We start from the raw sequence: 18,096 nt of genomic DNA, 5'->3' as shown, positions 1-18,096 counted from the left end.
GGCCGACCCTTGTCTTAGAACGAACATTCAATCTGGAGAACGCCATGCAAGCCAAAGCACAATTCCACTGGGACGATCCGCTGCTGCTGGACCAGCAGCTTACTGACGAAGAGCGCATGGTGCGCGATGCCGCGGCTGCCTACTGCCAGGACAAGCTGCAGCCGCGCGTGCTGGACGCCTTCCGCAATGAAACCACCGATCCGGCCATCTTCCGTGAAATGGGCGAACTCGGCCTGCTCGGCCCAACCATTCCCGAACAGTACGGCGGCCCCGGCCTGAACTATGTCAGCTACGGCCTGATCGCTCGCGAAGTCGAGCGCGTCGATTCCGGCTACCGTTCCATGATGAGCGTGCAGTCCTCGCTGGTGATGGTGCCGATCTATGAATTCGGCACCGAAGAGCAGAAGCAGAAGTTCCTGCCCAAGCTGGCCCGCGGCGAATGGATAGGCTGCTTTGGCCTGACCGAACCCAACCACGGCTCCGACCCCGGCTCCATGGTCACCCGCGCCAGGAAGGTCGACGGCGGCTATGAGCTGTCCGGCGCGAAGATGTGGATTTCCAACTCCCCGATCGCCGACGTGTTCGTGGTCTGGGCCAAGGACGACGAAGGCGCGATCCGCGGCTTCATCCTGGAAAAAGGCATGCAGGGCCTGTCGGCCCCGGCCATCCACGGCAAGTTCGGCCTGCGCGCCTCGATCACCGGCGAGATCGTGATGGATGGCGTGTTCTGCCCGGAAGAGAATGCCTTCCCGGACGTGCGCGGCCTGAAGGGCCCGTTCACCTGCCTGAACTCGGCCCGCTACGGCATCGCCTGGGGCGCGCTGGGCGCGGCCGAAGCCTGCTGGCACACCGCGCGCCAGTATGTGCTGGACCGCAAGCAGTTCGGCAAGCCGCTGGCGGCCAACCAGCTGATCCAGAAGAAGCTGGCCGACATGCAGACCGAGATCACGCTGGGCCTGCAGGGCTGCCTGCGGCTGGGCCGGATGAAGGACGAAGGCACGGCGGCGACCTCGATCACTTCGATCATGAAGCGCAATTCCTGCGGCAAGGCGCTGGACGTGGCCCGCATCGCGCGCGACATGCTGGGCGGCAACGGCATCTCGGACGAGTTCGGCGTGATCCGCCACATGGTGAACCTGGAGGTGGTCAACACCTATGAAGGCACCCACGACATCCATGCGCTGATCCTGGGCCGCGAACAAACCGGCATCGCCGCGTTCTAAGAGCGGCGTCGGAGACTGATATGGACTTGAATTTCACAGCGGAAGAAACCGCATTCCGGGAACAGGTGCGCAGCTTCATGCAGGAAAAGCTGCCGGCCGACATCCGGAAAAAAGTGCTGGGCGGTTTGATCGTCGAGCGTGACGACTACGTGCGCTGGCAGCGCATCCTGCATGAGCAGGGCTGGGCTGCGCCGGCCTGGCCGCAGCAGTTCGGCGGCACCGGCTGGAACGCCACCCAGCAGTACATCTTCGAGGAAGAGTCGGCCGCGGCCGGCGCGCCGCGCGCGGTGCCGTTCGGCCTGAAGATGGTGGCGCCGGTCATCATGGCCTTCGGCTCGCCAGCACAGCAGCAGCGCTTCCTGCCCAAGATCCTGGCGGCCGAGGAATGGTGGTGCCAGGGTTATTCCGAGCCGGGCGCCGGCTCGGACCTGGCCTCGCTGAAGATGCGCGCGGTACGGGAAGGCAATGAATACGTGCTCAATGGCCAGAAAACCTGGACCACGCTGGGACAGTATGCCGACTGGATCTTCTGCCTGGTGCGCACCGACTTCGAAGCCAAGGCGCAGCGCGGCATTTCCTTCCTGCTGGTGAAGATGGACACGCCCGGCATCACGGTGCGCCCCATCATCACGATGGACGGCGCCCACGAGGTCAACGAAGTCTATTTCGAGAACGTGCGGGTGCCGGTGGAAAACCTGATCGGCGAGGAGAACAAGGGCTGGACCTATGCCAAGTTCCTGCTCGGCCACGAGCGCACCAACATCGCCGGCATCGGCATCGCCAAGCGCGAGCTCGGACGCCTGAAGCGGGTTGCGCTGCAGGAGCAGAAGAATGGCAAGCCGCTGCTGAAGGACCCGCTGTTCGCCGCCCGCGTGGCGCAGGTGGAAGTCGACCTGACCGCATTGGAGATCACCAACCTGCGCGTGCTGTCGGCGGAAGCGGAGCATCGCGCGCCGGGGCCGGAAGCCTCGATCCTGAAGATCAAGGGCACCGAGATCCAGCAGGCCATCACCGAACTGCTGACGCAGGCTGTCGGTCCTTATGCGCTGCAGTTGCGGCGCGAGGCGATGGCCGCCGGCTACCAGGGCGAGCATATCGGCCCCGACTACGCCACGCCGCTGGCCGCCGGCTATCTCAACATGCGCAAGCTGTCGATCTATGGCGGCTCCAACGAGATTCAGAAGAACATCATCTCGCAAATGATCCTGGGACTGTAAGACATGGACTTCACATTCACTGAAGAGCAGCAGATGCTGCAGGACACCACGCGGCGCTTCATCGCCCGGGATTACAGCTTCGAAACCCGTCGCGAGCGCGCCAAGGCGGCGCGTGAAGGCCATGCCGACCGCAAGGTCTGGCAGGGTCTGGCCGACCTCGGCCTGACGGCGCTGAACGTGCCGGAAGAAGACGGCGGCCTGGGCGGCAACGCGATCGACACCATGCTGGTGATGACGGCGCTGGGCGAAGGCCTGGTGCTGGAGCCTTTCCTCTCCAGCGCGGTCATGGCGGCCAGGGCGCTGGCCACGCTGGGCAGCCCGGCGCAGAAGGAAGCGATGCTGCCTGCACTGGCCGGCGGCGAAATGATCGCGGTGTTTGCCCATGACGAGGCGGCCAGCCGCTTCGACTGGAAAGCCATCGAGACCAGCGCCCGCGAGGACGACGACAGCTATGTGCTCAACGGCCGCAAGAGCATGATTGCGTATGCGCCCCAGGCCGACGTGCTGCTGGTGACGGCCCGCATCCAGGGTCCGGACCAGCCCGGCGCAATGGCCGTGTTCGCCGTGCCCAGGGATGCGGCCGGCCTGCGCATCACGCCCTTTACCATGGTCGATGGCGCGATCGGCGGCGAAGTCCTGCTCGATAACGTGAGCCTGCCGGCGCAGGCCCTGCTGGGCGAGTCCAGCGACGATGCGGAAGGCCGCATCGGCGAGGTGCTCGATGTCGGCCTGGCCGCGATCTGCGCCGAAGCCGTCGGCGCGCTCGACAAGCTGCTGGCTGCCACGGTGGAATACGCTCGCACCCGCAAGCAGTTCGGCGTGCCGATCGGCAAATTCCAGGCCCTGCAGCACAGGATGGCCGACATGGTGCTGCATATCGAGCAGGCGCGGTCGATGGCTTACCTGGCCTCGGTGCGCTGCACCGATACCGACCCGGCGCGCCGCCGGCGCGACCTGTCGGCCGCCAAGGTGGTGGTCGGCCAGGCCTGCCGCTTCGTCGGCCAGCAGGCGGTGCAGCTGCACGGCGGCATGGGCGTCACCGACGAACTCGACGTAAGCCATTACTTCAAGCGCCTGATGGCCATCGAGATGCAGTTCGGCAGCACCGATACGCATCTGGAGCAGGTGGCGGCGGCGCTGGCGTAAGCACCGCCACGCAGGCTGCAGGCAAAGGCCGCGGGAATCCGCGGCCTTTGCGCTTCAGGGCGAGCAGTGCCAGGCCGCCACGGTTCAGTTCATATCCCGCAGCATCTGGTAAAGCGCCATCGCCGGGACGGCCCCGCTGTTGTCTCCAATGCCGTCCAGCACCTGCTGTTGTCGCTGCGCGTTTCCGCCCAGCCCTTTGAGCCATGCCATCACCTCCCGCCGCAATGCCAGCCGCGGACGGGTTTGCACGTCCAGTTCCGTCAGGAACTCGACAGGCGCACCGGCGGCAGGGTGGGACGCGCAGGCCGGCACATCCGGGCCGATCAGTTCGGGACTCCATGCCATCAGGGCACGGGCAAGTTCCGATACCGTCTGCTCAAATTGCCTGTTGGCAGCCACTTCCTCTTCAGAACAGGATTCGGTGCTCTCGGTGTCGTCGTGCCTGCCTGCGTCACGAAAAGCAGCCGGCACGAAGCGATTGACTGGGTTCATGCGAATTGTCTCCTCGAAAAAATTCGCTTTGTAACCTTTATGCCGGACTCATCGCTTCTGCCGCCCTGTCAGCAAGCAGGAAAAACGATTTTCAGCTCGCTTTATGTCGCCAGAGGAAGAAGAAAGCAGAACGGTTGACGTTATAATGGCCGCCGGACTGCAAGCGGTTACAAGCACCCTTGCAAGTGGGCCGCCGGATCGCGGCCCGTTTTATTGAGTGCCTGCAATATCCGTTCTGGCGCGACAAGTCCGCCGGTCCGGAAATCTCTTGTCTTCATCCCTGGTTTCTTATGTCCAATACCCAAGTGCGCAAGCCCATCGAAATCAAGATTTCCACTGTCGTCGCGGTCGCAGCCATCCTCGGCGATACCAGCATGCCGGTACTGCAGGCGGCGATGACGGAAATGACGGGCGGCGCCGCCGACTACTTCGATGGCGAATTCGCCATCCTCGACCTTGGTTCGATGGCGCCCGCGCCTGCGACCGTCGACTGGCCGGGTCTGATTGCGCTGTTCAAGTCGCATGGCCTCAATCCGGTTGCGGTGCGCAATGCGCCGCCGCCGCTGGAAGCGGAAATACTGGCGCATGGCCTGTCGCTGGATGTGGTTGCCAAGCCGCGCGGCACACCGCGCGCGGTACCGGAGCCTGCACCTGCAGCACCCGCCGCCGCCCCTGTGCCGCAGGCTGCGCCGGCACAGCCAGCGCCTGCGGCACAGCCGCCTGTGGCGCGCGGCGCCATGATCATCGATACGCCGGTGCGTGCCGGCCAGCGGGTCTATGCCCATGGCTGCGACCTGATCGTCACCGCCGCGGTCAATAATGGCGCTGAACTGATTGCCGACGGCAGCATCCATGTTTACGCGCCGCTGCGCGGCCGGGCGCTGGCCGGCGCCTCCGGCGACAGCAATGCCCGGATTTTCGCCATGAGCATGGAGCCGGAACTGGTGTCGATTGCCGGCTACTACCGCACATTCGATGATGGACTGCCCAAGGACCTCGCGCATGCGCCTGGTCAGGTGCGGCTGCTGGGCGACCGCATAGAAATCATCGCAATGACGAGCGCATTGCATCGTTAAACGTTGTCAACACCGTTTTCTAATAAAGGAGTTTGTTTGTGGCAAAGATAATCGTCGTAACGTCCGGCAAGGGCGGCGTTGGCAAAACCACTTCCAGCGCCAGCTTCGCGTCCGGCCTGGCTCTGCGCGGCCACAAGACCGCCGTGCTCGATTTCGACGTCGGTCTGCGCAACCTCGACCTGATCATGGGCTGTGAACGGCGCGTGGTATACGACCTGATCAACGTGATCAACCAGGAAGCCACCCTGAACCAGGCGCTGATCAAGGACAAGCATTGCGAAAACCTGTTCGTGCTGCCGGCATCGCAAACCCGCGACAAGGACGCGCTGACCGAAGAAGGCGTGGAGCGGGTGCTGAAAGACCTGGCCGCGATGGACTTCGAATACGTGATCTGCGATTCCCCGGCCGGCATCGAGCGCGGCGCCGTGATGGCGCTGACCTTCGCCGACGAGGCAGTGATCGTCACCAATCCGGAAGTCTCCTCGGTGCGCGACTCCGACCGCATCCTGGGCATCATCCAGGCCAAGTCGCGCCGTGCCCAGTCGGGCGGCGAACCGGTCAAGGAACACCTGCTGATCACGCGCTATGTGCCCAAGCGCGTCGAAGCCGGCGAGATGCTGTCCTATACCGACGTCCAGGAGATCCTGCGCATTCCGCTGATCGGCATCATTCCCGAGTCGGAATCGGTCCTGCATGCTTCCAACCAGGGCAATCCTGCCATCCACATCGAAGGCAGCGACGTGTCGCAGGCTTACAAGGATGTGGTGTCGCGCTTCCTCGGCGAAGATGTGCCGATGCGCTTCACCACCTATGAAAAACCCGGGCTGTTCCAGAGAATCTTTAGAGGCAAGTGATATGGCCCTGCTCTCTTTCCTGTTCAGCAACAAACCCAAGTCCGCCAACGCGGCCAAGGAACGGCTGCAGATCATCATCGCGCGGGAGCGCAATGGCACCGCGGGACCTGACTTCCTGCCGGCCCTGCACAAGGAACTGATCGACGTCATTTCCAAGTACACCAAGGTCAATGCCGACGACATCAAGATTTCGCTTGATCGTCAGGGCAACCTGGAGGTGCTGGATGTGAACGTGGTGCTGCCGGATGCCGCGCCACGCTGATGCCGGCCTGGCTACGTTGATGAAGCAACACCGCATGATGGTCAACGCCAGCAATGATCTCCAAAACCGCCAGAATCGCCAGGCGCCGCAAGGCCTTTCGCGACTCTGGCGGTTGTTTCATTCCATGAGCAGCCTTGCGCTGCCGGCCCGCTGCAGCACAAGCGGACCCGGGACAGGCATCGCTTAATCTTCCTTCGTGCCTTTGCTAACCTTGGCCGGCGTCTTCTCCCTCTTCCCTGTCCTTACCTCCTTCGCCTCGCCTTTCTCCTTGCCGCCTTTCCGGGGCTTGTCGCCTTCTTCGATTTTCGGGCCATCGACGCGTCCTTCCTGATCAGCCTGCGTTGCCCTGGATATCGCCTTTTTCTTTTCCGCCGCCCGGGCCGGCCCGGCATCCTGCTGCGTCACTTCGAGCGTTGCTGACTTTTGCTTCGGTGTGGAGCCGCCTTTTGGACTGGTCGGCTGGCTCGTTCGCGAAAGTCCGCTGTCAGGCAAGCTCTCGGCTGCGGGCGACTTCTTCCGGGCGCGCGCTCCTTCCTGCATCGCCACGCCGTCCATGTCCGCCGCCATTTTTACCGAAGGCTTTTCGCCCGCGACCTTGTCCCGCGGCTGGGCTTCCTTCGCAATTTTTTTCCGCGGCGACAGGCCAATCGCATCGGTATCCCGGGTGCCGGAAGGCTGTGCTGCCCTTTTCGTCTTGCTTGGCATCAGGAAATCCATCGACCGGCCTTTCCGGCGCCGCTCCTTTGCCCGCTCGGCCTTTTGCTTGGCCCGGGCATCCTCATCCTGCCGGCGCATGAGCTCATCGGCCTGCCGCATCGCTTTCACCAGGGCGTCGTAAGCGATTTCACAGTTGGCCAGGGTCTGGGTCATGTCAGGCGAGTCGGTGATTGCCGTTTCCCGATTGTCGCGCCTGAAATCCATCAGATCACTGACCTTGCCAAAAAAGTCGAGCCACATCTGGCAATAGCGTTTGTCTTCCGGCGTTGCGCCCGAGTCGGGTCTGACGACGGCCTTGAGCTTTTCACGAAGGATCAATATCTCGTTGACATAGCCCAGTTCATTCGCCGTCGCCTCGACCAGCGCTTCGCCGATGCCTATCCCCCGGGTCGATTCGGCAAAGACGATGGAAGCGAGAAATTTGTACGCGATGCAATGAAGGGCGGGCCAGTCCGTGGAGATGGTCCCAAGCGATCGCTCGAAGAACTGCAACAGGGAGCGGCTGACATCCTGTTTGTCAAACTGCCTGTCGGCTTTCCTCCTCCAGGCAAGCAGCGCTTCTTCCTTGGAATCAAAACCTTCGATATTTTCCTCGGGAAGCTGCGGAGGCATTTTTTTCCCGCCGCCAGGCGATGGGAAAGGAAGCAAGGCCGTCATGGAACCAGTGCGCCGGTGCTTGTCGGGCGCGGGAGAGGCATGCGATCCGCTGGACGCGTTCCCTGTCCCGCCCAGCCAGCTGGTGTCCTGGCTGGACAGATCCCCGAGATGGATGCGAGCCAGGTTCCTGCGCATCCCATCGATCGGATTACGCAACTTGGCGAGCTTCCCGGCCGGGTCCGGCCAGTCGGCCTGGCCCTCGTCCTTGTGCAACGCCTTTGCCGCCATCAACGCATATTGGAAAAGCTTGATCCACACGCTCAGCTTTTCCTGCTGCGCCGATGGTACCCGCTTCTGGTGGTCGATCCAGCACTGCTGCTCTTTTTCCAGGTCTGCAATGCCTTTTTCGGAAGCAAAAGTTCCGTGCACTACCTCAATGAAGCCGTCGATAAAGGCATCATCAGCAGGATAAAAATTTGTCGTGCACGGTATGCGCCCTATCTGCCTGACCAGTTCAGTGCCGCAGGCATCGTTCATACGTATGCCATGGATCGGCGTGGCGCACTCGGTATAGTGGTCCCATACCGGAGAGACGAAGTCGCCGTCATGGCTCAATAGCGTGACACGCTGCTGCGGCACCGTTGTCGTGTTGGTGACGGTCGTGCTTGTTACGGTCGTGGCAGTGGAATTCGTGGTGGTGGTAATCGTCGGGCGGCTGGCATTCACCGCTGTCGTGATGGAAGGACGGTCCATGTTCGCCACGCGGTCCGCCGGCGGGAACGCCGCGTTCAGTAGGCTTGCCGGATTGCTGCCGCGGCCCTGGACCACCGGTGCGCCGGCTCCCTGGCCCCGGTGAGGAACGTCGGGCTTATTTCCTCCTGTCTGCCCAGTAGCAAGCGCGAGGTTTTTCCTTGGCGATCTGTTTTTTGGTACTGACTTATTCGAATTCGAGGCCATCGAAACACTCCTTTTTACGGTGACAAACAGCAAGCGGCCTGAGTCCACGCGACACAGGAAGAGTTCCAACCTGCCCACTGGTTTCGCTCTGTGCGCCATCGCACTGCCGATTGCAAGAAAGTCACGTAATAATCCAGCCATTACCGCCAGTTATTTCGCCAATTGCCATGAATCCCAGGCTCCGACTCCTCTACTGTCTGCTCGCCCTCTTCGCCGTACTGGGCCTGTGCGCCTACGCTGCCTCGGCACTGCTGGGCTGGATGCCGGGCGCCCACGGCCTGCCGCCGGATATCGCCGCGATACAGGCTCCGGCGGGAGGATTCTGATGTGCCGACCGTTGGCGGCATGCGCTCTGGCATGAAACTGCACGGCATCGACTACACCTCGGCGCCGAGCCGGCGCAAGGGCGTCACCATTGCCAGCGGCGAGCTGCAGGGCGATGTCTATGTGCTCTCGTCGCTGGTTTCCCTGCCTGACCATGCGGCTTTCGATGCCTGGCTGCGCCAGCCGGGTCCATGGCTGGGCGCCTTTGACTTTCCCTTCTCGCTGCCGCGCGAACTGGTGGAGCACCTGGGCTGGCCCACCGACTGGGAAGCGCTGATGCGCCATCTCGGCACATTGAGCCGTGCCGACCTGCGCACCACCTTCAAGGCCTTCTGCGATGCGCGTCCCGTGGGCGGCAAGTTTGCACACCGGGCAACCGACTATCCCGCCGGTTCGTCGCCGTCGATGAAATGGGTCAATCCGCCGGTGGCCTACATGCTGCATGCGGGCGTGCCGCAGCTGCTGGCGTCGGGCGTGACGATCTACCACCTGCACCCAGGCGACCCGGACCGGGTTGCGCTGGAGGGTTACCCCGGCATGGTGGCGCGTGACATCACCCGCGACTCCTACAAGAACGACCAGCCCAGCAAGCAGACGCCGGCGCGCCGCGATGCCCGCGAACGCATCGTCGCGGCGCTTGAAGCCGGCCAGCACCGATGGGCCGTGAAGCTCGACGCCGGCCGCTTCAGGTCTGCGCTGATCGACGACGGCAGCGCAGACCTGCTCGACGCGGTGCTATGCGGGATTCTTGCCGCCTGGGCTTGGCAGAGACGGGAGGCGCGCTACGGCCTGCCCCCGTTCGATGCGCTGGAAGGCTGGATCGTTGGCGCTTAGGCGCCTGCCATCCGCACCCCGGCAACGCCACGTCGCTAGTTGGACAACTGCCCGCCGTGCGGGTCCGCCGGCGTGATGGCTGCGCCGGACGCCAATGCGCCGCTGGCTAGCTGGCCGGACGGTGGCCGGGCAGTGGCCGGCGATGCGCCCGCCTCTTTGGTGGAGGCGCTTGCCACCCATGCCTTGAATGGCAGTTCGGCCATCCTGGGTTTGCGTTTCAGAGGGGGTGTATTCCATGAAAGGCTGCGCGACCCGACCGGAGTGCGCTTGCCTTCCAGGGGGGGCGAGCGCTCGGCGTTGTCGTCCGCATCTGGCGTGCGCAGCCCATCCTGGCAGGGCGAACCCGGCGCTTGCAGCGCGAAAGCCGCTTGACCCTTGCTGTCGGCCGTGGAAGCGTCCCGGTCATGACCCGTCTTCTGCCTTTTACGAGGCGACATGTCGCCCTGCCCCAGCGCATCGGCCAGGCTGCGCCTGCCGGAAGCCTGCATGCGCGCAGGCTCGGCGGCTTGCCAATACGCTTGCGGCGCATGGGTTTCGACATGGCCGGACAGGACGTTGAAATCCGTTTCCAGCCATTCCTGCCTCAAGGTTTCAATGAGGCGCTCGTTGTCCGCATTTCCCACCTGGTTCCCAAGCGCAATCAGCACGCTGAAAAAACGGCTGAAAAAATCCGCCTGTTTCTTCAATAAGCCGTCAGCCTGGCGACTGACCGCCACGGCGTTGCGGAACAAGGTTTCAAACGCACTGGAACGGCCTTCGCTTGCAGCGTCTTCCACCAGCACCATCAGCGTGTGGTATAAGCTCAGCGGCTTCCAGATGCCGCCTCTCAACAGGGCATGCATGGGCGTCTCGACAGGCTGCCCCAGCGAGCTGATCGCTTCATGGAGCGGATAGACCTGCCGGAACACGCGATGCAGAGGATGCGACTGCATCCATTGGGCATAGCCAAGGTTGTTGGCGCCTGGGCCGGGGTAGGTGAAAAAGGCTTCGGTGGGTGTCAGCTCGCGCCGCGGCGGCAGCTGCGGCACCTCCAGTACCGGAAAGACGCATTTCCCTTCCGCCGACAGAGTGCAGCCCGGCGGCGGCGTGGCCCTGCTGAGTTCGCCTGAGGCGACCGAATCATCCACCGAGACGAGCCAGTTGATCTTGAGCGGCGCCAGCATGTCATCGACATGGCCGGTATCGCTGCCGTGCAGCCTGAGCAGGGAACGTTTGCTTTTCTCCTCCTCGTCCCCGGTCAGGCGCTCTATCTTGCGTATCAGCTTGGCCGACAGCGGAGAGTGCAGCCGGGAAGCGTCGGATAGCGACCGGCTGGCTTGCCCCATCTTGCGATTGCCCGGGCTGCCGGCTGCGATTGAATTGCGCTGATTGGCCGCGGCGTTACACAGCAGCGGCGGCGCTGGCTGACGTTCCGATAGCGACCTGATGGCGATGCCGGAAGCAGGCGGCTGCGATGCCGGCCGGCTGGCTTCGGTGTTTGTTGCAGGGTTTTCGACGCGGGACTTGTCGCGCACCTGCTCCGTGAAATTGATGGCCATTTTCTTTCCTCCATAAGAAGTGTGGGAAGGCTTTCAAAGCCGCCCTCTTTGTCCAAGTCAGGCCGGTCTTGTTCCTTGCCGCAGCCCGCTTCATGGCGCTCGTCTTCGCGCAGTCCTCCAGAATCTGGCTGAACACGACTGTTGACGGATTGCCGATGTGACGGCCGTTGTCAACTGAACAAGAGCGCTATGTGCCTACAATGCAGGCTTGCAGCGTGCCCTGATCAATCGACCCTAAGGAATCTGTATGGCTGGCTGGCGCGGCAAGGCGTTCGGAATCGCAATGCTGGCAGCGGCAGTGCTGGGCAGCGCAATCCTTGCCGCCCACCTGCTGTTGGATCAGCAGGCCCTCATCGTGATGGCGCAGGACCGGGTACATGCCGCTACCGGGCGCCAGCTGCGCATCGACACGCTATCGGTGCGCTGGCTGCCGGTGCCGTCCCTGCGCGCCACCGGTGTTGCCCTATCTAATCCGGACTGGGCGCAACACCGCGACATGGTCCAGGCTGATCAGGTCGATGTGCGACTGTCGTGGCGGGCACTGCTGTCAGCCAGGCTGGCGCCCGGCGCGATCCTGGTACGACAGGCAGCCATCCATCTCGAAACCGCCGACGACGGCAAACACAGCTGGCACATCAGCCCCGATGGCAACGCCTCCGGCGCGCACTGGAAGGACCTGGGAGAACTGCGCGCCGACAAGGTCGACCTTGTCTACCGCAGTCCGGCTGGCGAACATCCATGGACCATCCAGTCGCTGGACGCCCGTTCGGCGCCGGGCTGGCGCAATGCGCAGCTGCACGCCGAACTGCTGCGGGGATCGCAGCAAATGCGCCTGGAGGCGGAGATGGCGGACCTGTCGCAAGCCGGCCAGGCCGGCGCATCGAGCAAGGGGCGCATCGTGCTGCGCCTGCCGGCCGCCTCGGCGACCCTGGCCGGCATCTTGCCGCTGTCGGCACAGGGCAGTGCCGCCACGGCGGCCGACCTGTCGGTGCAGGCGGATTCGGTGGCGCAGGCCGTCGGCTTCTTCAGCGCCGACGATCCAGCCGATACGCCCCCGGCGGCGCTCTCGCTGCAGGCGCGGCTGCGCGGCGCCGATCAGGCGCTTCTGTTCGAGATCCGGGAACTGAAGCTGGGCACCACCGAAGCCAGCGGCAACCTCGCATTGCGCCACGAGAATGGCAAGCCGCGGCTGGAAGGCCATCTCGCGCTACCCAACCTTGACTGGGCGACATTGCGGCGCGATGCCGGCAGGCCGCCGCCAGCGCCGCTTGTTCAGGGCGAGATATTCCGACGCGCGCCCCTGCCCTGGAAAACGCTGGAGACGCTGGCCGGCGTTGACAGCAAAGTGACGCTTAAGGTAGACAAACTGCGCCTGCCTTCGGGCATACGCATGGACCAGCTGGAAGCCAGCCTGCGCGGCGGCGGCGGCCGCATCGATGTGGCGCCCTTCTCCATGGCCCTGCTGGGCGGCAGCGCCAGCGGCAAGCTCAAGCTGGATGCAACGCGGCATGGCGCCGACCTGACGCTGGACGCCAGCGGCGTGACGCTGGAACGCTGGTTCGGCGAACGCGGACGCAAGGTGCCCGTCACCGGCGGCCCGATGCGCATCCACGCCGCCCTTCAGGCCAGGGGCGATACCCAGCGCGACCTCGCCGCCAGCGCCGACGGCCTGGTCACCGTGCGCGGCGGCGCCGCGCTGATCCGCTCGGAAAAGGCAGGCAACGCGGAAAGCCTGCTGACCGATCTGTTTCCGCTGTTTTCCGAGCGCGACGCCAGCCAGCTGCGGCTGCAGTGCTTCTCCGCCCGGCTGCCGCTGCGCCATGGCCAGGCGGATGGCGCTCTGGTGGGCGCCCGCAGCGATGCCAGCCAGCTGCTCACGCGAGGCAGCGTCGATCTGCGGCAGCAGGATGTGGACCTGCGCGGCAGGGTGCGCGCCCGCAACGGCATCAGCCTGGGCGTGGCGCTGGTCAGCGGCGATGTGGCGATCGCCGGCCCGCTGGCCAAGCCGAAAATGGCGCTCGATCCTTCCAGCCCGGGAGCGCTGGCGCGGCTCGGCGCAGCGGTGCTGACCGGCGGCCTGAGCGTGGTCGCCACCGCCGCCTGGGATGCGGTCAATCCGGCGGCCAATCCATGCGAGGCGGCGCTGCAGGAACGGCGCGCCGCGGCCAGGTAACGCGGGCGCCAGCCTTCACGCCAGGCCGTCAGCCTATGCGCCGGCAGCGCCGGCACTGCGCTGCCGGGCCAGCGCCATGTAGTAGTCCAGGCTGTCCGGGTTGGCCATTGCATCGCGGTTGGCGACCTGCTCCACCGGCATGCCCAGGAACAGTTTCTTGACCGGCAGCTCCATCTTCTTGCCGGTCAGGGTGCGCGGCACCTGCTCGACCTGGTAGATGTCGTTGGGCACATGGCGCGCCGACAGTTCGGTGCGGATGCGCTCGCGGATGCGCTGTTCCAGCGCCGCGTCCAGCCTCACGCCCTCGCGCAGCACCACGAACAGCGGCATCCAGGAGTCGCGGCCCAGGTATTCCAGGTCCACCACCAGGCTGTCCAGCACGTCCGGCAGGTCCTCCACCACGCGGTAGATCTCGGCCGTGCCCATCCGTATGCCATGGCGGTTGATGGTGGTGTCGGAGCGGCCATAGATGATGGCGCCGCCGCGCGGCGTGATGCGCAGCCAGTCGCCATGGCGCCACAGGCCCGGATAGGTTTCGAAGTAGCTTTCCAGGTAGCGCTTGTTGCCGGCATCGTTCCAGAAGTAGAGCGGCATCGACGGCATCGGCTCGGTGACCACCAGCTCGCCGACCGCATCGTCGAGCTTGTTGCCCTGATCGTCCAGGGCGTAGACGGCGATGCCGAGGCTGCGCGCCTGCATCTCGCCGGCATACACCGGCAGGATCGGGCAGGCGCCGACGAAGGAAGCGGCGATATCGGTGCCGCCGCTGATCACGGCCAGCAGCAGGTCGTCCTTCACATGGCGGTAGATCCATTCATAGCCTTCGACCGACAGCGGCGAGCCGGTGACGCCGACCGCGCGCAGCGGCGTCAGGTCGGCGATCTGCGCCGGCTCCAGGCCGGCCTTCATGCAGTTGGCGAAATAGGCGGCGCCGGCGCCGATGAAGGTCAGGCCGGTCTCGCCGGCGAAGCGCCACAGCGTACCCAGGTCCGGATAGCCGGGATTGCCGTCGTAGATGCAGATCGTGGCTCCCACCAGCAGGCCCGTGACCTGGGAATTCCACATGATCCAGCCGGTGGTGGAAAACCACAGGAAGCGGTCGCGCTCGCCCAGGTCGAGCTGGAGCGCATGGCCCTTGACGCTCTCGATCAGCGCGCCGCCATGGCCATGCACGATGGGCTTGGGCATGCCGGTGGTGCCGGAGGAATACAGGATCCACAGCGGATGATCGAACGGCAGCTGTTCGAAACGGATAGGCTGCGACCGGGCAGCCGGATGGTCCAGCAGCGCCTGCCACGGCATGGCGCCTTCCAGCGCGGCGCTTTGGTTCAGGTAAGGCAGCAGCACGGTATGTTCCAGTGTCGGCAGCGCCTCGCGCAGCGTGCCCACGACTTCCATGCGGTCGAAGTCGCGGCCGCCGTAGCGGTAGCCATCGACCGCCAGCAGCAGCTTGGGGTCGATCTGGCGAAAGCGGTCGAGCACGCTGGCATGGCCCATGTCGGGCGAGCAGCTGGACCAGATGGCGCCGATGCTGGCGCAGGCATAGAAGGCGATCGCCGTTTCCGGGATGTTGGGCAGATACGCCACCACCCGGTCGCCCGGGCCGATGCCGAGCGCGCGCAGTGCATTGGCGACCGCCGTAATCTGGTTGCGCAGCTCGCGCCAGGACAGCTGCGACAAGCCGCGCAGTTCGGAACGGGAAATGATGGCGGGCGCATCGGCTGCCGCGTCGTCGGTGTGGAAGCGAAATACCTGCTCGGCGAAATTGAGCCGGACGCCTTCGAACCATGTCGCGCCGGGCATCCTGCGCTCGCCCAGCACCCGGGTGTAGGGGGCCGAACTCCTGAGGTCGAAGTACTGCCAGATCGATTCCCAGAAATCTTCGAGATGGCTGACCGACCACTGCCAGCAGGCGTCGTAACTGGAAAACGGCAGCTGCTTTTCGCGCGCCAGCCACTGCAGGTAATCATTGAGCCGGCTGCCGGCAATGCGTTCGGGGGATGGCGACCAGAGGGGTGTTGGCTGCTCGATGGACATCAGGTGTGCTCCGTCTCGTTATTGTCGTGAAAGGTTTGCGAAAGAGTAACGCAAAAATGGCAGGTAGGCGGCTATCGCCCGACGGGGTGGCGCTTTAATTCGGCGCAATGCCATGCCGGCGTGTGGATGATAGATAGTGAGATGGCCTTGCCATTTCAATAAACGTCAGGATTGTGTTCGGTAGCGAACCGAATCCACAGGCGTAAATGTTTTATCTTTATTTCAATGAATGGCAAAGCTGTATGCTTCGGCGTGCCGGCATTTCAGCAAACGGTGCGTCGGCTCGCCTTGCCTTATACCCCGGTCCGCATAGCGGATGTTTGATCGTCGAATTTTATAAAGGAAAGCATCATGGTGGATACCAGCAAGAATATGCCAGGCAGCAGCACCGGTTCGACCTCCGGCTCCACGGGCGGCTCGTCCAGTTCCACCAGCGGCAGCACGACGCAGAAGCCGTCGACCACGAGCGGCAGCAGCTTCCCGACTTCCGGCGCCAGCACCAGCGGCACGTCGACGCCGGGTTCGGCAGGCACCTCCGGCTCGGGCACCTCGATGGGTTCGACCGGTTCCACCGCATCCACCGGCTCCAGCGGCACGACCGGATCGACGGGTTCCACCACCGGCAGCGGCGTCGCCGGCTCGACCACTGCCAAACCCGCGACCAGTTCGACCGGATCGACGGGCTCCAGCGGATCGACGGGCTCCACGGGTTCTACCGGTTCGACCGGTTCGACCGGTTCGACCGGCTCCACCGGCACATCGTCGTCCAGCACCCCGTCAACCGGCACCGCTTCCAGCACCACGCCGGCGCCGGGTTCGATGGGCGGTTCCGCCACCGCGGTGAAGGAGCGTGTGGACGAGGTCAAGACCACGGCCCATGACACGATAGACAAGGCAGCTGAAGCCGCCCGTCCGACCGTTGAAAAGCTGTCCAGCACGGCTCATGTTGCCGTCGACAAGATGTCGACCGCTGCATCGCAGGCGGCCAGCAAGATGACGGAAAAGGCAGGCCAGATGAAGGACCTGCAGGACCAGGTCATTGCCGACACCCGCGTGCGCGTGCGTGAGAAGCCGATGACGGCACTGGCGATCGCCGCCGGCGCCGGCTACATCATCAGCCGACTGCTGCGTCGTTAATCCCTGCCCGACCAGGGCGGACCCAGCGTCCGCCCTGTTTCCTTCGCTTCCAAATCTCTCGATAGTTGCATCCTTGCGTACTCATGCGACGCAAGGCGTCTGCCCGCACGCCACACAGGAGAAACACACATGACAAGAACGCTGACCCTGACGGCTTGCCTGATGGCGCTGGTGCTTACCGGCTGCAACCGCAGCGATGCGCCCAAGCCGACGACCACGGCAACGGCGGTGAGCCAGCCCGGTGCTGCCACCGTAGAAAGCAAGGGCAGCTCCGTCGCCTTGCCGCCATCCGCGCTACCGCAGCAGGATGCCGCCATGGCGCCGCAGGCGCCATCGGCCGCCGCCACCATTCCCGACTCCGCCAGCCCGTCGCAAGCCAATCCGCAGACGCTGGACAAGCAGCAGGAATCAACCGCGATGCCCATGCCCGGACAGGTCAACAATCATTCCACGCCCGAGTCTATCGACAAGCCTGGCGCGCCGCCCAAATAAGCACGGCTCCTGGGGATATCAGATGTCCCGGCTGAACACCCTGCCGGGACGCAGCGAAAAGCGGCACAGCGCATCCATGGCTTCAAAATCCAGGCTGGTAGCCCGGCCGCCGTACACATGCGTCTTGAGCCAGGCGATCTCGTCCGCCATCAACTCCCCCGCCAGCGTGCGGTGCCAGCAGCGGCGTTCGCCATCCCAACGGTAGGAACGCGCCTTGAGCATGTCCTTGCTGTCGAACGGCGCACGCAGCGCATAGACACGGAAATCGCGCACATGGGCCTGTTCCAGCATGCAGGCCAGGCCGAGGCGGCCGGACACCGGCAGAGGTTTTTGCAGCAATTCCAGCAAGGCCAGGCAGTCCGCCTGCGCCCGGTGAGCGTCGAAGAAGAAGCCGAGGCGGTAAGCCAGATATTCGAGCTTGGCCGAGGCCATGCTTTCCTCCGCCCAGGACACCTGCTGCAGCGAGCAGGCCCACGGCAGGGTTTCGAAGACAGGCAGGCGCGCTTCCAGGAACGGACGGTCGAAGCGCGCATTGTGCGCAATCACCAGTTCCACCCCGTCCAACAAGGCAGCCACCCGCGCATCGTCGATGCGCTTGCCAGCCACCATGTCATCGGTAATGCCATGCACCGCGGTCGACGCCGGCGGTATCGGCCGGCCCGGATCTTCCAGTTCGTCGAGGATGTCCAATATCCGGTAGACCTGCCCGCTTTCCCGGTCGAATTCGAACACCACCATGGCAAATTCAATGATCGCATCCACTTCCAGCGACAATCCGGTGGTTTCCGTATCCACCACCACGCCACGGGCCAGCGGCCTGCCGTCCGGCTCGGCATAGCAGCGGCGCTCGGCCAGCCTGCGCAAGACGCGGTAATCGGCATGGCCTTCCAGCTGTTGCGCCAGGCGCTCGACATCGATGGCGGGGAGAAAATCGGATTCGGACATACGGTTGGGCGGTGATAGAACAGGCGGCGAGTATAAGATGTTTTATCTTCGCCAACGAGGCAGGAAGGCAACACT

The 18,096-nt window shown here is 64.2% G+C and carries 16 protein-coding genes; 10 read left to right on the top strand and 6 right to left on the bottom strand.

Annotated features, from left to right (window positions below):
- Positions 1-44 precede the first annotated feature (44 nt).
- The 3 genes from ABC383_RS01050 to ABC383_RS01040 are packed head-to-tail and all read left to right on the top strand — an operon-like array spanning position 45 to position 3,586.
- Positions 45-1,223 carry an acyl-CoA dehydrogenase gene (locus ABC383_RS01050; RefSeq protein WP_194714506.1) on the top strand — a complete coding sequence of 393 codons (1,179 nt, stop codon included), beginning with the start codon at positions 45-47 and terminating at the stop codon, positions 1,221-1,223.
- Positions 1,224-1,243: 20 nt separating this feature from the next.
- Entirely contained in the window at positions 1,244-2,440 is a 1,197-nt protein-coding gene (locus ABC383_RS01045) for an acyl-CoA dehydrogenase family protein (RefSeq protein ID WP_413011178.1), read from the top strand.
- Positions 2,441-2,443: 3 nt separating this feature from the next.
- Complete coding sequence (locus ABC383_RS01040; RefSeq protein ID WP_413011177.1) at positions 2,444-3,586, top strand: acyl-CoA dehydrogenase family protein; 1,143 nt, start codon at positions 2,444-2,446, stop codon at positions 3,584-3,586.
- A gap of 84 nt (positions 3,587-3,670) precedes the next feature.
- Here ABC383_RS01040 and ABC383_RS01035 read toward each other — a convergent pair whose 3' ends face one another.
- Complete coding sequence (locus ABC383_RS01035) at positions 3,671-4,078, bottom strand: hypothetical protein (RefSeq protein WP_413011175.1); 408 nt, start codon at positions 4,076-4,078, stop codon at positions 3,671-3,673.
- Positions 4,079-4,368: 290 nt separating this feature from the next.
- On the opposite strand from ABC383_RS01035, the gene minC reads away from it, so the two are divergent.
- From minC to minE, 3 genes are read left to right on the top strand one after another with little or no spacing between them, the layout of a single operon-like run.
- The gene (gene minC / locus ABC383_RS01030; protein WP_413011173.1) at positions 4,369-5,154 is read left to right on the top strand and encodes a septum site-determining protein MinC; all 786 of its coding nucleotides are present in this window, start codon (positions 4,369-4,371) and stop codon (positions 5,152-5,154) included.
- Between the two features lie 38 nt (positions 5,155-5,192).
- Positions 5,193-6,008 carry a septum site-determining protein MinD gene (gene minD, locus ABC383_RS01025; protein WP_413011171.1) on the top strand — a complete coding sequence of 272 codons (816 nt, stop codon included), beginning with the start codon at positions 5,193-5,195 and terminating at the stop codon, positions 6,006-6,008.
- A 1-nt stretch (position 6,009) separates the two neighbouring features.
- Positions 6,010-6,270 carry a cell division topological specificity factor MinE gene (gene minE, locus ABC383_RS01020; RefSeq protein ID WP_194714512.1) on the top strand — a complete coding sequence of 87 codons (261 nt, stop codon included), beginning with the start codon at positions 6,010-6,012 and terminating at the stop codon, positions 6,268-6,270.
- 183 nt (positions 6,271-6,453) lie between these two features.
- Here minE and ABC383_RS01015 read toward each other — a convergent pair whose 3' ends face one another.
- Positions 6,454-8,574 (bottom strand): hypothetical protein, encoded by a 2,121-nt coding sequence (locus ABC383_RS01015; RefSeq protein WP_413011169.1) that lies wholly within the window; start codon positions 8,572-8,574, stop codon positions 6,454-6,456.
- Between the two features lie 324 nt (positions 8,575-8,898).
- Here ABC383_RS01015 and ABC383_RS01010 point away from each other — a divergent pair, with 324 nt between their 5' ends.
- Positions 8,899-9,699 (top strand): DUF429 domain-containing protein, encoded by an 801-nt coding sequence (locus ABC383_RS01010; protein ID WP_413011167.1) that lies wholly within the window; start codon positions 8,899-8,901, stop codon positions 9,697-9,699.
- Positions 9,700-9,734: 35 nt separating this feature from the next.
- Here ABC383_RS01010 and ABC383_RS01005 read toward each other — a convergent pair whose 3' ends face one another.
- Positions 9,735-11,237 (bottom strand): hypothetical protein, encoded by a 1,503-nt coding sequence (locus ABC383_RS01005; RefSeq protein ID WP_413011165.1) that lies wholly within the window; start codon positions 11,235-11,237, stop codon positions 9,735-9,737.
- A 247-nt stretch (positions 11,238-11,484) separates the two neighbouring features.
- On the opposite strand from ABC383_RS01005, the gene ABC383_RS01000 reads away from it, so the two are divergent.
- Positions 11,485-13,410, top strand: coding sequence for an AsmA family protein (locus ABC383_RS01000; protein ID WP_413011164.1), 1,926 nt, complete (start codon positions 11,485-11,487; stop codon positions 13,408-13,410).
- A 33-nt stretch (positions 13,411-13,443) separates the two neighbouring features.
- On the opposite strand, the gene ABC383_RS00995 is transcribed toward ABC383_RS01000, so the two are convergent.
- Together ABC383_RS00995 and ABC383_RS00990 are read right to left on the bottom strand one after the other, a co-directional pair.
- Positions 13,444-15,447 carry an acetoacetate--CoA ligase gene (locus tag ABC383_RS00995; RefSeq protein ID WP_413011162.1) on the bottom strand — a complete coding sequence of 668 codons (2,004 nt, stop codon included), beginning with the start codon at positions 15,445-15,447 and terminating at the stop codon, positions 13,444-13,446.
- Between the two features lie 293 nt (positions 15,448-15,740).
- Positions 15,741-16,250 carry a hypothetical protein gene (locus tag ABC383_RS00990; protein ID WP_413011160.1) on the bottom strand — a complete coding sequence of 170 codons (510 nt, stop codon included), beginning with the start codon at positions 16,248-16,250 and terminating at the stop codon, positions 15,741-15,743.
- A 16-nt stretch (positions 16,251-16,266) separates the two neighbouring features.
- On the opposite strand from ABC383_RS00990, the gene ABC383_RS00985 reads away from it, so the two are divergent.
- Together ABC383_RS00985 and ABC383_RS00980 are read left to right on the top strand one after the other, a co-directional pair.
- Entirely contained in the window at positions 16,267-16,584 is a 318-nt protein-coding gene (locus ABC383_RS00985; RefSeq protein WP_413011158.1) for a hypothetical protein, read from the top strand.
- Positions 16,585-16,713: 129 nt separating this feature from the next.
- Complete coding sequence (locus ABC383_RS00980) at positions 16,714-17,076, top strand: hypothetical protein (protein WP_413011156.1); 363 nt, start codon at positions 16,714-16,716, stop codon at positions 17,074-17,076.
- Positions 17,077-17,094: 18 nt separating this feature from the next.
- On the opposite strand, the gene ABC383_RS00975 is transcribed toward ABC383_RS00980, so the two are convergent.
- The gene (locus ABC383_RS00975) at positions 17,095-18,021 is read right to left on the bottom strand and encodes a 3'-5' exonuclease (RefSeq protein ID WP_413011155.1); all 927 of its coding nucleotides are present in this window, start codon (positions 18,019-18,021) and stop codon (positions 17,095-17,097) included.
- Between the last annotated feature and the right edge of the window lie 75 nt (positions 18,022-18,096).

Origin of the sequence: Noviherbaspirillum phoenicis, from assembly GCF_047237965.1 — a bacterium.
Taxonomy (GTDB): Bacteria; Pseudomonadota; Gammaproteobacteria; order Burkholderiales; family Burkholderiaceae_D; genus Noviherbaspirillum_A.
The sequence above is the reverse complement of the archived record's forward strand: the minus strand, read 5'-3'. Positions and strand labels throughout refer to the sequence as shown.

Bases quoted from the DNA above. Each gene is read 5' to 3' on its own strand.
- ABC383_RS00985 (WP_413011158.1), top strand. From the start codon at position 16,267: ATGGGCGGTTCCGCCACCGCGGTGAAGGAGCGTGTGGACGAGGTCAAG.
- ABC383_RS01000 (WP_413011164.1), top strand. From the start codon at position 11,485: ATGGCTGGCTGGCGCGGCAAGGCGTTCGGAATCGCAATGCTGGCAGCG.
- ABC383_RS01005 (WP_413011165.1), bottom strand. From the start codon at position 11,237: ATGGCCATCAATTTCACGGAGCAGGTGCGCGACAAGTCCCGCGTCGAA.
- ABC383_RS00975 (WP_413011155.1), bottom strand. From the start codon at position 18,021: ATGTCCGAATCCGATTTTCTCCCCGCCATCGATGTCGAGCGCCTGGCG.
- ABC383_RS01045 (WP_413011178.1), top strand. From the start codon at position 1,244: ATGGACTTGAATTTCACAGCGGAAGAAACCGCATTCCGGGAACAGGTG.
- ABC383_RS00995 (WP_413011162.1), bottom strand. From the start codon at position 15,447: ATGTCCATCGAGCAGCCAACACCCCTCTGGTCGCCATCCCCCGAACGC.
- ABC383_RS01035 (WP_413011175.1), bottom strand. From the start codon at position 4,078: ATGAACCCAGTCAATCGCTTCGTGCCGGCTGCTTTTCGTGACGCAGGC.
- ABC383_RS01010 (WP_413011167.1), top strand. From the start codon at position 8,899: ATGAAACTGCACGGCATCGACTACACCTCGGCGCCGAGCCGGCGCAAG.
- ABC383_RS00980 (WP_413011156.1), top strand. From the start codon at position 16,714: ATGACAAGAACGCTGACCCTGACGGCTTGCCTGATGGCGCTGGTGCTT.
- minC (WP_413011173.1), top strand. From the start codon at position 4,369: ATGTCCAATACCCAAGTGCGCAAGCCCATCGAAATCAAGATTTCCACT.
- ABC383_RS01050 (WP_194714506.1), top strand. From the start codon at position 45: ATGCAAGCCAAAGCACAATTCCACTGGGACGATCCGCTGCTGCTGGAC.
- minE (WP_194714512.1), top strand. From the start codon at position 6,010: ATGGCCCTGCTCTCTTTCCTGTTCAGCAACAAACCCAAGTCCGCCAAC.
- ABC383_RS01040 (WP_413011177.1), top strand. From the start codon at position 2,444: ATGGACTTCACATTCACTGAAGAGCAGCAGATGCTGCAGGACACCACG.